The following is a 12,770-nucleotide window of genomic DNA, read 5'->3' as shown; positions in this document are numbered from 1 at the left end:
CGCGGCGGCGGGCTCAGCGCAGCGCGCGCAGCCACCGGCCGAAGCTGCCGAGATCGCGCGTGGATGCGCCGGCCGGGCCCCAGGCCAGGGCGCCGTGCGCCTTCGAATCGCTCGGGCTGAAGCCGAAGTGCTTTCGGAACGCGGTGCTGAAATGTGCCGCACTCTTGAAGCCGTAGGTATCCGAGATGCGGCCCAGGTGGATGCGCCCGTCGGCGTTGCACAGCAGCTCGTGGATGTGGTTCAGCCGGCGCTCCTTGACGTAGGCCGCGACGCCGCCGAGCGGCTCGAACAGGCGGTAGAGTGTCGCGCGCGACAGCTTCAGCGCGCTGGCGATGTCCTGCGGGCTCAGGTCCGCGTCCTTCAGGTGCATTTCGATGTAGCGGCAGACCTGGCGCAGCAGCGTGACCTCCGCGGCGCCACGCGCTTCGGCGAGCCGCGCCGCGTCGGGCGCGATGCAGGCGGCGATCATCTGCACGGTCGGCTGCCAGAGGGACGCCGCTTCCGCGACCGACAGGCTCGGCAGCAGCTGCGCAAGCGATTGAAGGTGGCTGCGCAGCAGCATCGCGAGCGCGCCGGCGGGCACGAAGCCGTGCACGTCGAGCGGCCGCGGCAGGGCTTCGTCGAGCACCTCGCGTGCGATGAACACGCTGACGTTGCTGCCGGCCGAGATCGACCGGCGTTCCGGGCGCGACATGTCGGTGAAGAGGATGTGGCCCTGCCCGATCTCGGTGCGCCGGCCGTCCGACTCGACACGCAAGGCCCCGTGGGTGACCAGCGTCAGCCGGTAGTGATCGACGCCATCGGCGCGGATGCGCTGGGCCGTGCGTTCCTGTTCGCACGGGCCGAAGGCCGCGGTGCCCGCGATGATCTGGCCGAGCTGCCACGACGACGTGTCCATGCAGAAGGCCGGTGTGCCCCCTTCGGAAGACGGCGACACGCCGTACAGGCCGTCCACCCGCTGCCGCCACGCGTCGAAGCGGTCTTCGTCCGACAGGCCTTCCGTACAAAAGCGGATCTCTGCCAGCTTGGCAGGCGGCGCGTCCTCGACCACTTGACCCACGTTCATCAGGCAGCTCCCCACGACTACAGAGCCAGCGAGCCGCCGATTATGCCGGGCTCGCCCGCGCCTTCTCTCGGATCGCCCCGGGGGCGAAGGACGATCTGAGACGCAGGCCAAAGAGGTGAGATGCACGGGCAATGCAAGGCCCGCGCAGCCTGCCTAGCATGCGGAGCTCCGAAGCCCGTTGCCCGACTGCCTCATGAAAGATTTCCAGCTGCATGTCCCGCCAGGCTATCCGCGCAACTTCGCCCCGGCGACGCAGGAGCTGGACATCGGCGCGCTGCCGGTCGACGGCGCCGTGCCGCGGGGCCTGCGCGGGACCTTGCTGCGCAACGGCCCGAACCCCCGCACGCCGCAGGCGGCGGCACATTGGTTCGCCGGGGACGGCATGCTGCACGCCTTCCGGTTCGACGGCGGGCGGGTCAGTTATCGAAACCGCTGGATCCGCACGCCGCGCTGGTGCGCTCCGGCAGGCGCGGCATCTTCCGCGGAGGGCGGCAGCGTTGCGAACACGAACGTGCTCGTCCATGCCGGCCAGCTGCTGGCGCTCGAGGAGGCGCACCTGCCGCTGCGCCTCGACGGGCTGGCGGCGGATGGGCCCGTCGGCCCACCGGACTTCGCCGCATCGCTCGCGGGCCCGTTCACCGCGCATCCCAAGATAGACCCCGCCACCGGCGACATGATCTTCTTCGGGTACGGCGTGCCCGACGCGTGGAGCCCCGGCATGTCATACGGCAGCCTCGACGCAGCCGGGCGTGTGACGCGCTTCGAACGGTTCTGCGCGCCGTACGCCAGCATGGTGCATGACTTCGCCGTGACCGCGCAGCATGTGCTCTTCCCGGTGCTTCCGCTCGCGGCCAGCGCGGCGCGCGCCGCCGCAGGCGGGCCGACGTTTGCGTGGGAGCCGCATCGCGGCGGGTACGTCGGCATCCTGCGGCGCGACCGGGGCGTTGAAAGCCTCGCGTGGCGTGCGGTGCCGCCGTGCTTCGTTTTCCATGTCATGAACGCGTGGGACGACGGACGACGGATCGAGGTCGACGTGATGCAGTCGGATGTGCCGGCGCTCTTCACGTGGCCGGACGGCAGCGCCATCGACGGCGACAGCGACGCCTACCTGGCGCGCTGGACGATCGACCTCGACGCGGCCGCGCCTTGCCATTCGCAGGAGTTCCTGTGCGACATCCCGGGCGAATTCCCTCGGATCGACGACCGTTTCGCGGGGTCTGCCCACCGCCACGCCTGGTTCGTCGGCGACGGCGCGCAGGGGCAGCCCTTTGCCTGCCTCGTGCACATCGATCACCACGAGGGCCGGCTGGACGTCCACCACCTCCCGGCCGGCGACTGCGCATCGGAGGGCGTTTTCGTGCCACGCGCCGGCCATGCCGGCGAGGGTGAGGGCTGGCTGCTGTCGGTGGTGTATCGCGGCCGCGCCGACCGCAGCGATCTGCTCGTCTTCGATGCGCAGGCGCTCGGCGCGGGCCCGGTGGCCTGCGTGCGGATGCCCTGCAGGATCCCCAACGGGCTCCACGGCAACTGGGTCGATGCGGCCGCCGGTGCGGCGTGGCATGCGTGGTGAGACGCCGAGGCAAGTCTTGAGACGCCTGCCCAACGACACACGGACGGTGGCGGCAGAGAATTTGTGCAGGGGCCCCGAGCGCCCCCTGGAGGTCCCTTGAGCATCACCGAAATCGTCATCCTGCTGGCCCTGACGGGCTATGCCATCTACCGCCAGTCGGTCAGCCATGCCGTGGTCGGCCGCACCCGTTTCAAGCTCGCGCTGGTGTATGCCGCGGTGGGGCTGGCGGTCGGGGGCTTCTACCTGCCGCCGGATGGCCGTGCCTGGCTGGTGCTGCTCGTCGGATTGGTGGCCAGCCTCGTGGTCGGCCTGGTGCGAGGGCGCCTGAGCCTGCTGACGCTGAGGCCGGACGGCGTCGTCCTCAGCCGTGGCACGCCGCTCACCATCGGCCTCTTCGTGGCGCTGGTGGCCAGCAAGTACGCCTGGGGCGCCTGGGAGTTCCTGCACCACGCCCATCCCCACGGCGGCTTCGGCGAGGTGCTGCTCCAGATCGCGGCGATGGCCGCGCTGCAGGCCGAGGTCGTCTGGCGGCGCGCGCTGGCGCTGCGGCCCGGGCACGGGCCCGCCAGGGACGGCTTCGGCGCTGCCCGGCGCGTGCCTGAGGGCTGACCCCTGACGCCCCGGCGCCCGCATCGCACCCGCCGCACGGCACTGCCGCCTCACCCCACCGCCACCACGGTCCCCACCATGCACACCCATCGACCCTTTCCCCGCCTGCCACGGCGCGCCGCGTTGGGCCTGTTGTGCATCGGCCTGATGCTTTCCGGCTGCGGCGGCGGGAGCGCAGGCGGCGGCGACGATCCGATCCCGCAGCCCGACGTGCTCACCAGCCGCGACGGCGTGCTGCGCGCCACGCTGCGCCAGGCCCCCGCGGAGATCGTGGTGGCGGGCCAACGCTTCACCTCCAACGTGTTCAACGGCCGCTACCTCGCGCCGGTGCTCCAGGTGCAGCGCGGCGACCAGGTGGAGCTGACGCTGCACAACCGCATCGGGCCTGCCGACATCCAGATCACTGCGCCGCAGGAGAGCAACCTGCACTACCACGGCATGTCGATCTCGCCGGCAGCGCCTGGCGACGACGTCTTCCTGCACATCGGTGCAGGCGCCGACTACCTCTACCGCTGGCAGGTGCCCGAGCGCCATCCGCAGGGCGCGCACTGGTACCACCCGCATGCCCACGGCCTGGTGGAGCCGCAGATCCTGTCGGGCATGTCGGGGCTGTTGATGGTCGACGGGCTGGTGCGCCAGCACTTCCCGGCCTTCGCGGCGTTGCCGGAGAAGCATTTCATGCTGCGCGACATCGAGTTGCCTGGCGCCGAGGACGGCGCGCCGCTGACCAAGACCATCAACGGTGTGCTGGGGGGGTGGCTGCGCCTGCAGCCCGGCGAGATGCAGGTCTGGCACTTGGGCAACGTCGGCGCCGATGCCTATTTCGACCTGGCGGTCGACGGCCTGCAGATCTGGGAGATCAGCCGCGACGGCAACCTGCTGCACCGGCCCCGGCGGCTGGACAACGTGTTCCTGCCGCCCGGCTCGCGCGCGAGCGTCGTGGTGGTGGCACCGGCCGTACCGGGGGCCTACGCCATGCGCAGCCGCGACGTGGAGACTGGCCCGCAGGGCGATCCCAATCCCGAGGTGACCCTGGCCACGCTGCGTGTGCAGGGCGCCGCCATGGACACTGCCGCGCTGCAGGCCTTGCTGACCCGGCCGGCGGTCGGCCGGGACACGGCCACGCCCGAGCAGCTGGCCGCGCGGCCTATCACGCGGCGGCGCACCATCACCTTCTCGGAGACGGACGACGGCAACACCTTCTTCATCGACGGCCAGGTCTACGACCTGCGGCGCGACGACGTGACGGTGCGGCTGGGCGATGTGGAGGAGTGGACGCTGCGCAACGTCAGCGGCGAGCGCCACGTGTTCCATATCCACCAGATGGACTTCCTCGTGAAGTCCATCAACCAGCAGGACATCGACGAGACCGGCCTGCGCGACGTGGTGGACATCCCCTACCAGCAGGACGGTGTGCCCGGCGAGGTGAGGATCATCGTGCCCTTCGACAACCCGGACATGGTGGGGCGCTTCGTGTTCCATTGCCACATCGTGGAGCACGAGGACAACGGCATGATGGCCAACGTGGTGGTGCTGCCGCCGGCAGGCGTCGCGATGGCGCCGGCCCGCATGCGCACGGTGCCGGCCGCACCGCCCGCGGGGGCCTGGCAGGCGCTGATGGGCCGCGCCGCCAGCCTGCTGGGCACGACGGCCCGGCGGGTGCCCGACCCGTCGTTCTTCGACAGCGACATCTGCCGCAGCACCGTCGGCGCGGCGGAGCCGGTCGACCTGTCGCGGCTGTTGCGCTGACGTTCCGGTCTCGACGAACCCTGGCGGCGGCGCATGCAGCGGCCCGCGGCTGCGTGAGAATTCCGGCCGTGATGATCCGCCACCGTCCCGACCCCATGCCTTCCTTGCAAGTCCCTGCCCGCCGCCGAGCGGTGCTGCAGGCCCTGGCGCTGCTGGCGCCCTGGGCCGCCCCCGCCGCCTTCGCCCGCACCGAAGCGGCGCCCCGCGCCGTGACGCCCCGCGGCCCGCTGGCGGGCGACGAGCTGAACAACATCGCCGTCTTCAAGGCCGTGTCGCCCTCGGTCGTGAACATCACCGCCTTCGGCGTGGAGCGCGACCTCTTCTCCACGCGGGCGCAGCAGGTGCCGCGCGGCACCGGCACCGGGTTCGTCTGGGACGAGGCCGGGCACGTCGTCACCAACTTCCACGTCATCCAGGAGGCCACCGGTGCGCGGGTGACGCTGTCCGACCAGAGCACGCACCGCGCCTCGCTGGTCGGGGTGTTCCCCGACCGGGACCTCGCCGTGCTCAAGATCGACGCGCCGCGGGCCAAGCTGCCGCCCATCCCGCTGGGCACCAGCAAGGACCTGCAGGTGGGACAGAAGGTCTACGCGATCGGCAACCCCTTCGGCCTCGACCAGACGCTGACCACCGGCATCGTCAGCGCACTGAACCGGGAGATCGAGTCGGTGACGCGGCGCACGATACGCGGCGCGATCCAGACCGACGCGGCGATCAACCCCGGCAACTCGGGCGGGCCGCTGCTCGATTCGGCAGGCCGGGTGATCGGCGTCAACACCGCGATCTACAGCCCCTCGGGCGCCAGCGCCGGCATCGGCTTCGCGATCCCGGTGGACGAGGTGAACCGTATCGTGCCGCGGCTGATCCGAGACGGCCGCATGGTGCGCCCCGCGCTGGGGGTGACGGCCGGGCCCGAGACCATGGCGCGGGCGCTGGGCCTGCCGCAGGGCGTGGCGCTGGTGGCGGTGAGCCCGGGCGGGCCGGCGCAGCGGGCCGGCCTGCGGCCCTTCACGCGGGGTGCGCAAGGCGGCATCGTCGCGGGCGACGTGATCCAGGCGATCGACGACGTGCCGGTGGCCGATCTCGACGACATGCTGACCGCCCTGGAGGCCTACCGGCCCGGCGACCGCGTGACGCTGACGCTGTGGCGTGCCGGCCGGACGCGGCGCCAGCAGGCGACGCTGGCCGAGTCGGAGGATTGAGCGGCGGGGCTGTCAGGGCTGTCCGACACGGCGGTGCGGCGGCGGCTTGTGGCTTCGCACGGGCGCCCGGCCTAGCCTAGAGGTACTTCCACAAACCTCGAAGGGGACCGTGATGAACAGATTGCAGCGTGGTGCCGTCCTGGTGCTCGGCCTGGCCAGTGCGGCGCTGGCCGCCGGTTGTGCCAACCTGAGCGATTGCCAGAAGGGCTCGGCCGTGGGCGCCGGCGTCGGCGGTGTCGCCGGCTCGGTGCTGAGCGGCGGCAGCACCGCCGGGACCGTGGGCGGTGCCGTGGTCGGCGGCGTGATCGGCTCGCAGGGCCGTTGCAACTGACGGCACGGCGCGGCCCAACCGCCGGGCGCGGGGTCACCGCTGGCTGCGCGCCTTGCGGGAGTCGACGTCGGCCAGTTGCTGCTTGAGCAGCAGGAAGAGCACACGCGCGTTCTCCACCGTGAGGCTGAGCGTGCTGGTCGGTTCGGCATCGTCGTCGCGCGGGCCGGCGTTCTGCACCTGCGCGTCGATGCGCGCACGCACCAGGCCGTGGCTGTTGGACATCGACTTGATGCGCTGGATCTCGATGTTGAAGGTCTTCATGCCATTAGGGTAGCCGAGCGGGGCCGGCTATGGGCCATCCGGCTCGCTGCCTCAGCGTGCCGATCAGGCCGCGAACCGCGCCACCGCCGCCTCGTCCCAGCGCAGGCCCACGCCGGGCCGTGAGGAGGGCAGCGCCTTGCCGCCCTCGAAGGCCAGCGGTTCGGCGAGGATCGGCCCGGCCAGGTCCATGCGCTCCAGGTAGTGCGCGGTGGGGGTCACCGCCAGCAGGTGGGCGCTGAACTCCTGAAAGATGTGGCTCGACATCGGCAGGCCCCGCACCTGCGCCAGCGCCGCCGCGCGCAGCCAGCCGCTCACGCCGCCGATTTTCATCACGTCGGGCATCGCCAGGTCGCAGGCGCCGGCGTCGAGCGCCTTGGCCATGTCGTCGAGGCCGAACCAGTTCTCGCCCAGCTGGATCGGGACGCCGGCACCTTCTCGGATGCGCGCGTGGCCGCCCCAGTCTTCCTGCAGCGTCGGTTCTTCCACCCAGCCGATGCCCTCGGCCCGCAGCGCGGCGATGCGGCGCTGGGCCTCGGGCACCGTCAGGCCCTGGTTGTAGTCGACCAGCAGCGCCACGTCGGGGCCGGCGGCGCGGCGCAGCGCGCGCACGATGGCGAGGTCTTCGGCCAGCGTCGCGTAGCCGATCTTGGTCTTGATCGCGGAGAAGCCCTGGCCGCGGGCGCGCGCCGCCCGTTCCACGCCGGTGGCTTCGCCGTCCATGCTGTGGCTGTCGTAGGCCGTCAGCGGCCGGGGCGTGCCGCCGAGCAGCGTGGCCAGCGGCAGCCCGCGCGAGACGGCCAGCGCGTCCCACACCGCCATGTCGAGCCCGGCGCAGGCCATCTGCGCGATGCCGGTGCGGCCCAGCAGCCGCAGCCGGCGCGACATCAGCGCGTCGATGTCGAAGGGCACCAGCGGCTGGCCGCGCAGCCACTCGCCCAGGCCCAGCACCATCTGCCGCGTGGCGTGCAGCGCGGCCGGCGTGTAGGTGAACACGTAGGCGCGGCCGACGACGCCGCTGCGGGTGTAGAGGTCGATCAGCACCATCGGCGAGGTGCTGACGATGCCCACGCTGGTGCGCACCGGGTACTCCAGCGGCACGTTCACCGAGTGGGTGTGGATGCGCTCGACGGTGTCGGCTTCGTCGGTGCGCAGGTCGAGGTCGGCGATGTTCATTCAGAGTCCGAGGTAGGCCGCCTTCACGCGCTCGTCCTGCAGCAGTGCGCGCGCAGGGCCGCTGAGCGCGATGCGGCCGGTCTCCAGCACGTAGCCGTGGTCGGCGATGGAGAGCGCGGCGTGCGCGTTCTGCTCCACCAGCAGGATCGGGATGCCCTGCGCCTTCAGCCGTTCGATCACGTTGAACACCTCGCGCACGAGCAGCGGCGCCAAGCCCATCGACGGCTCGTCGAGCAGCAGCACCTTCGGCCTGCTCATCAGCGCGCGGGCCATCGCCAGCATCTGCTGCTGCCCGCCCGACAGCGTGCCGGCGGCCAGCAGGCGCTTTTCCTTCAGCACCGGGAAGAGGGCGTACATCGCGTCGATCTGCCCGGCCACGTCGGTGCGCTGCGTGTAGGCGCCCAGGCGCAGGTTGTCCTGCACCGACAGCGGCCCGAACACCTGCCGGCCCTCGAGCACCTGTGCGAGGCCGGCGCGCACGCGCTTCTCGGGCGCGGCGTGGGTGATGTCGTCCCCGAGCAGCTCGACCTGGCCGGCGCGGGCGCGGATCAGCCCGGAGATCGTGCGCAGCAGCGTCGTCTTGCCCGCGCCGTTGGCGCCGACCAGCGCGACGAGCCGACCCGGCTGCAGCTCGATGTCGATGCCGTGCAGCGCCTCGATGCGCCCATAGCCGGCCACCAGGCCGCTGACTGTGAGCGCGGCCGTCATGCGGATGCTCCCACGGCCGCCTCGGCGTGCGCCGCGGCTTCTTCCGCCGGGGCGCCCAGGTAGGCCGCGATGACCTGCGGGTTGCGGCGCACCTCGGCGGCCGTGCCTTCGGCCAGCTTGCGGCCGTAGTCCAGCACCAGGATGTGGTCGGAGATGTTCATCACCATCTTCATGTCGTGCTCCACCAGGACCACCGTGATGCCCGAGGCGGCGATACCGCGGACCAGCTCGGTGATCTCGTGCGTCTCGGTGTCGTTGAGGCCGGCGGCGGGCTCGTCGAGCAGCAGCAGGCGTGGCCGGCCGGCCAGTGCGCGGGCGATCTCCAGGCGCTTCAACACGCCGAACGAGAGCTGGGTGGCGTGTGCATCGGCATAGGCGCCCACGCCCACGCGCTGCATCAGCGCCAGCGCCTCGTCGCGCAGCGCACGGTCGTCGCCCCGCGTGCGCCCGAGCAGGCCGCCGATGAGCGAGCTGCGGGTGCGCAGGTGCGCGCCCAGCAGCACGTTCTCGCAGGCGGTCATGTTCATGCACACCTGCAGGTTCTGGAAGGTGCGCGACATGCCCAGCCGCGCGAGCTGGTCGGGGCCGAGGCCGCAGACGTCCCTGCCGTCGAGCAGCACCTCGCCGCGGGTGGCGGTGTAGACGCCGCTGATGAGGTTGAACAGCGTGGTCTTGCCGGCACCGTTCGGCCCGATCACCGAATGCACGGAGCCGGGGCGCACGGTGAAGCTGACGTCCTCGACGGCCTTGACGCCGCCGAAGGACTTGGAGAGGCGGCGTACTTCAAGCATGGTGGTTTGCTCCACGGTTGTCGAGGAGCATGGATTGCTGCGGTAGGGCTTCCTTGGTGGTCGTGGGCCGGGCCAAGGCCGCCGGGCATCCGACTCCGCGAATGTCCTCCGGACCGGGCAAGCCCGGTCCTCCCCCTCTTATTTCGCTGCGTCGGATACCCGACGCCCTTGGCACAGGCAGGGGTGTTTCCCTGCGGTGGATCGGGCGAGGCCGTGCGGGAGCGGGACGGTGGGGCACGGTGCGCAGCGAAATCAAGGAGGAGGCGGCGGCCGCAGGCCGGCGACGGGGGACATTCGCGGAGCACCGTGCCCCGGCGGCCTGCTCCAATGTGCAGCCGAACCGGGGGTTGAGCATGTCAGCAGCACGCACCTCACCCCCTCCGCCGCAGCTTCTGCGCGATCGACGGCACCAGCCCCTTGGGCAGGAACATCATCGTCAGCATCAGGATCAGGCCGAACAGCACCATCTCGTAGCCCTGCAGGCCGCCCAGCAGCTGGGGCAGCAGGGTGAGCAGCGCCGCGCCGAGCACGGCGCCGAAGGTCGAGGCCATGCCGCCCAGCACCACCATCGTCGCCAGTTCCACCGAGTGCGTGAACGAGGCCAGCGACGGGCTGACGAAGGCCAGGTAGTGCGCGGTCAGGCTGCCCGACACGGCTGCGAACACCGCCGACAGCACGAACACGCGCACCTTGAAGGCAGGCACGTCCACGCCCATCACGCGGGCCGCGACCTCGGAGCCGTTGAGCCCGCGCAGCGCGCGCCCGGCCGGCGAGTCGTAGAGGTTGAGCGAGCACAGGATCGCCAGCCACAGCACCACGGCCGCCACCGCGTACCAGTGGCCCACCTTCATCAGCACGAAGCTGCCGATCTGCAGCGGCGGCACCGGCATGCCGTCGGGGCCGCCCGTCCAGCCGACCTCGTTGATCAGCACGATGTTGACGATGACGCCCAGGCCCAGCGTCGCCATCGTCAGCGAGTGGCCCTTCAACCGCAGGATGGGCTTGCCGATGAGCCAGGCCACGAAGCCCGCGCCCGCCGCGGCCACGGCCATCGACATCAGCGCGGGCCATTCGAAGCGGCTGGCCGCGATGCCGCTGCCGTAGGCGCCCAGCGCGATGAAGGCGGCGTGGCCGATGCTGATCTGCCCCGCGAAGCCCATCAGCAGGTTGAGGCCGATGGCCGCCACCGCGGCCAGCGCGACGCGGATGGCCACGTCCATCAGGTAGTTGTTGCCCAGCACCAGCGGCAGCAGCGCGAGCACGGCGGCCGTGACGAGCAGCGAGGGGCGGAACAGGGCCTTCATACGCGCTCCACGCTCTTGGCGCCGAAGAGGCCGTGCGGCATCACCAGCAGGATGAGCACGATCATCACGAAGGGCACCGCGTCCTTGTAGGCCGACGAGATATAGCCGGCCACCATGGCTTCGAGCAGGCCGACCATCAGGCCGCCCACCACCGCGCCCATGCCGCTGCCCAGGCCGCCCAGCGTGGCGGCGACGAAGCCCTTCATGCCGAGCATCAGGCCCAGGTCGTACGAGGTGGTGGTGATGGGCGCGGCCACCACGCCGGCCACTGCGCCCAGCAGCGCCGACATGCCGAACGACAGCAGCAGGATGAACTGTGCCGGGATGCCCACGGCCTGCGCCGCGAGCTTGTTGGCGGCCACCGCCAGCATGCTCTTGCCCAGCATCGTGAAGCGGAAGAAGGCCGCGCAGGCCGCCACCAGCACGGCCGCCACGCCCAGCACCCACAGGCTTTGCGGCAGCACGTAGGCGCCGAAGATCCGCAGCGCCGTGTCGCCCGAGAACGCGGGCAGCGTGTGCTGGTTCTTGCCCAGCACGATCTGCACCACGCCCTGGATGAAGATCGACGCGCCGATGGTGATGATGATGAGCGACACGATGCTGGTGTCGCCCGCCGGCTTCACCGCCAGGCGGTACAGCAGCAGGCCGATGACGACGGTGATCGCCACCGCGGCCAGCGCCGCCAGCGCGAAGGGCATCCGCGTGCCCAGCATCGCGGCGCACACCATGCCGCCGAGCATCAGGAAATCGCCCTGCGCGAAGTTGATGACGCCGCTGGCGTTGTAGATGATGGAAAAGCCCAGGGCCGCCAGCGCATAGATGGCGCCGGTGGTGAGCCCCGAGAACACGAACTGCATGAAGTCAGCCATTGCGGGCTCCGGAAAGTAGGTGGTGCGGGCCGAGGTCTTCCACGCGCGCGGCGCCCAGCAGCGTCATCGTGCGGGCCAGCTCGTCGGCCAGCAGTTGCAGCACGCCGCGCGCGCCGCGTTCGCCGTCGCAGGCCAGGCCGTACACCGCGGGCCGGCCGACGAACACGGCCCTGGCGCCCAGCGCCAGCGCCTTGGCGATGTCGCTGCCGCGGCGGAAGCCGCTGTCGATGAACACGGGCAGCGCGCCGCCCACCGCGTCGACCACCGCCGGCAGCGCCGAGATGGTCGACGGCGCCGCGTCGAGCTGCCGGCCGCCGTGGTTCGACACCACGATGCCGTCGACGCCGCGGCGCACGGCCTCGCGTGCGTCGTCGGGGTGCAGCAGGCCCTTGATCAGCAGCGGGCCGCGCCACAGGCTGCGCAGCCAGGCCAGGCTGTCCCACACCATCGAGCGGTCCATCGCGCGGGCCAGCAGCGCCGCTTGCAGTTGCGCCGAAGCGCCCGCGTCTTCGCTTTCAGCCAGGTTGACGAACGAGGGCGAGCCGTGGCGTGCCATGCCCAGCAGCCAGCGCGGGTGGCGCGCCAGGTCGGCCAGGGTGGCCAGCGTGGGCCGGAACGGCAGCTTGAAGCCGTTGCGCACGTCGCGCTCGCGGTAGCCGCTGACGGCCACGTCGACCGTGAGCACCAGCGCGCCGTAGCCGGCCTGCTGCGCGCGGCGCACCAGCTGCTCGGCGATGGCGCGGTCGGTCATCACGTAGAGCTGCATCCACTGCTCGCCCGCCGGCTGGCGCACGGCTTCGAGCCGCGCGTTGGAGGCGGTCGACAGCACGAAGGGCACGCCCGCGGCGGTGGCGGCCTGCGCGGCCATCACGTCGCCGCGCGGCCGCACCAGGCCGTTGAAGCCGATCGGTGCGATGCCGAACGGCGCGGCCCAGCGGCGGCCGAACACGTCGATGGAGAGGTCGACGTCGCGCGTGTCGCGCAGGCAGGTGGGCAGCAGGTGCAGGCGCTCCAGGTCGCCGGTGTTGCGGCGCAGGCAGCGCTCGTCCTCCGCGGCGCCGTCGACGTAGTCGAAGACGAAGCGGGGCAGGGCGCTGCGAGCGTCGCGGCGGTAGTCCTCGACGTTCAATCGCATGG

General features: G+C 71.5%; 13 protein-coding genes. 5 read left to right on the top strand and 8 right to left on the bottom strand.

Annotated features, from left to right (window positions below; genetic code table 11):
- Positions 1-13 precede the first annotated feature (13 nt).
- Entirely contained in the window at positions 14-1,066 is a 1,053-nt protein-coding gene (locus V4F39_RS11365) for an AraC-like ligand-binding domain-containing protein (protein WP_332289502.1), read from the bottom strand.
- A gap of 193 nt (positions 1,067-1,259) precedes the next feature.
- On the opposite strand from V4F39_RS11365, the gene V4F39_RS11360 reads away from it, so the two are divergent.
- The 5 genes from V4F39_RS11360 to V4F39_RS11340 all read left to right on the top strand — a co-directional run bounded on the left by V4F39_RS11360 (position 1,260) and on the right by V4F39_RS11340 (position 6,527).
- On the top strand, positions 1,260-2,636 hold the full coding sequence (locus V4F39_RS11360; protein WP_332289501.1) for a carotenoid oxygenase family protein: 1,377 nt from the start codon (positions 1,260-1,262) through the stop codon (positions 2,634-2,636).
- A gap of 96 nt (positions 2,637-2,732) precedes the next feature.
- Complete coding sequence (locus V4F39_RS11355) at positions 2,733-3,245, top strand: hypothetical protein (protein WP_332289500.1); 513 nt, start codon at positions 2,733-2,735, stop codon at positions 3,243-3,245.
- Between the two features lie 78 nt (positions 3,246-3,323).
- Positions 3,324-4,994: a multicopper oxidase family protein gene (locus V4F39_RS11350; protein ID WP_332289498.1), complete on the top strand. Its 1,671-nt coding sequence runs from the start codon at positions 3,324-3,326 to the stop codon at positions 4,992-4,994.
- Positions 4,995-5,089: 95 nt separating this feature from the next.
- Positions 5,090-6,196, top strand: a complete 1,107-nt coding sequence (locus V4F39_RS11345; protein WP_332289496.1) for a S1C family serine protease — start codon at positions 5,090-5,092, stop codon at positions 6,194-6,196.
- Between the two features lie 112 nt (positions 6,197-6,308).
- Positions 6,309-6,527 carry a glycine zipper 2TM domain-containing protein gene (locus tag V4F39_RS11340; protein ID WP_332289495.1) on the top strand — a complete coding sequence of 73 codons (219 nt, stop codon included), beginning with the start codon at positions 6,309-6,311 and terminating at the stop codon, positions 6,525-6,527.
- A gap of 33 nt (positions 6,528-6,560) precedes the next feature.
- Here the strand turns inward: V4F39_RS11340 and V4F39_RS11335 are convergent, their stop codons facing one another.
- The 7 genes from V4F39_RS11335 to V4F39_RS11305 form a co-directional block, all read right to left on the bottom strand.
- Complete coding sequence (locus V4F39_RS11335; RefSeq protein WP_332289494.1) at positions 6,561-6,788, bottom strand: hypothetical protein; 228 nt, start codon at positions 6,786-6,788, stop codon at positions 6,561-6,563.
- Positions 6,789-6,851: 63 nt separating this feature from the next.
- Complete coding sequence (locus V4F39_RS11330) at positions 6,852-7,961, bottom strand: enolase C-terminal domain-like protein (RefSeq protein ID WP_332289493.1); 1,110 nt, start codon at positions 7,959-7,961, stop codon at positions 6,852-6,854.
- A complete protein-coding gene (locus V4F39_RS11325; protein ID WP_332289492.1) occupies positions 7,962-8,669 on the bottom strand; it encodes an ABC transporter ATP-binding protein in 708 nt (235 codons plus the stop codon).
- Positions 8,666-9,460, bottom strand: coding sequence for an ABC transporter ATP-binding protein (locus tag V4F39_RS11320; RefSeq protein ID WP_332289491.1), 795 nt, complete (start codon positions 9,458-9,460; stop codon positions 8,666-8,668). The genes V4F39_RS11325 and V4F39_RS11320 overlap by 4 nt, the downstream gene beginning before the upstream one ends.
- Positions 9,461-9,831: 371 nt before the next feature.
- Positions 9,832-10,764: a branched-chain amino acid ABC transporter permease gene (locus V4F39_RS11315; protein WP_332289489.1), complete on the bottom strand. Its 933-nt coding sequence runs from the start codon at positions 10,762-10,764 to the stop codon at positions 9,832-9,834.
- Positions 10,761-11,633 (bottom strand): branched-chain amino acid ABC transporter permease, encoded by an 873-nt coding sequence (locus V4F39_RS11310; protein ID WP_332289488.1) that lies wholly within the window; start codon positions 11,631-11,633, stop codon positions 10,761-10,763. The genes V4F39_RS11315 and V4F39_RS11310 overlap by 4 nt, the downstream gene beginning before the upstream one ends.
- Positions 11,626-12,768: an alpha-hydroxy acid oxidase gene (locus tag V4F39_RS11305; RefSeq protein WP_332289486.1), complete on the bottom strand. Its 1,143-nt coding sequence runs from the start codon at positions 12,766-12,768 to the stop codon at positions 11,626-11,628. Before V4F39_RS11305 ends, V4F39_RS11310 begins: the two co-directional genes overlap by 8 nt.
- Positions 12,769-12,770: the final 2 nt, after the last annotated feature.

It is taken from the genome of Aquincola agrisoli, assembly GCF_036621135.1.
GTDB lineage: Bacteria > Pseudomonadota > Gammaproteobacteria > Burkholderiales > Burkholderiaceae_C > Aquincola > Aquincola agrisoli.
This window is presented reverse-complemented; position numbering and strand designations above follow the sequence as displayed.

Coding starts and splice junctions, on each gene's coding strand:
- V4F39_RS11365 (WP_332289502.1), bottom strand. CDS start 1,066: ATGAACGTGGGTCAAGTGGTCGAGGACGCGCCGCCTGCCAAGCTGGCA.
- V4F39_RS11360 (WP_332289501.1), top strand. CDS start 1,260: ATGAAAGATTTCCAGCTGCATGTCCCGCCAGGCTATCCGCGCAACTTC.
- V4F39_RS11350 (WP_332289498.1), top strand. CDS start 3,324: ATGCACACCCATCGACCCTTTCCCCGCCTGCCACGGCGCGCCGCGTTG.
- V4F39_RS11345 (WP_332289496.1), top strand. CDS start 5,090: ATGCCTTCCTTGCAAGTCCCTGCCCGCCGCCGAGCGGTGCTGCAGGCC.
- V4F39_RS11340 (WP_332289495.1), top strand. CDS start 6,309: ATGAACAGATTGCAGCGTGGTGCCGTCCTGGTGCTCGGCCTGGCCAGT.
- V4F39_RS11335 (WP_332289494.1), bottom strand. CDS start 6,788: ATGAAGACCTTCAACATCGAGATCCAGCGCATCAAGTCGATGTCCAAC.
- V4F39_RS11330 (WP_332289493.1), bottom strand. CDS start 7,961: ATGAACATCGCCGACCTCGACCTGCGCACCGACGAAGCCGACACCGTC.
- V4F39_RS11325 (WP_332289492.1), bottom strand. CDS start 8,669: ATGACGGCCGCGCTCACAGTCAGCGGCCTGGTGGCCGGCTATGGGCGC.
- V4F39_RS11320 (WP_332289491.1), bottom strand. CDS start 9,460: ATGCTTGAAGTACGCCGCCTCTCCAAGTCCTTCGGCGGCGTCAAGGCC.
- V4F39_RS11315 (WP_332289489.1), bottom strand. CDS start 10,764: ATGAAGGCCCTGTTCCGCCCCTCGCTGCTCGTCACGGCCGCCGTGCTC.
- V4F39_RS11310 (WP_332289488.1), bottom strand. CDS start 11,633: ATGGCTGACTTCATGCAGTTCGTGTTCTCGGGGCTCACCACCGGCGCC.
- V4F39_RS11305 (WP_332289486.1), bottom strand. CDS start 12,768: ATGCGATTGAACGTCGAGGACTACCGCCGCGACGCTCGCAGCGCCCTG.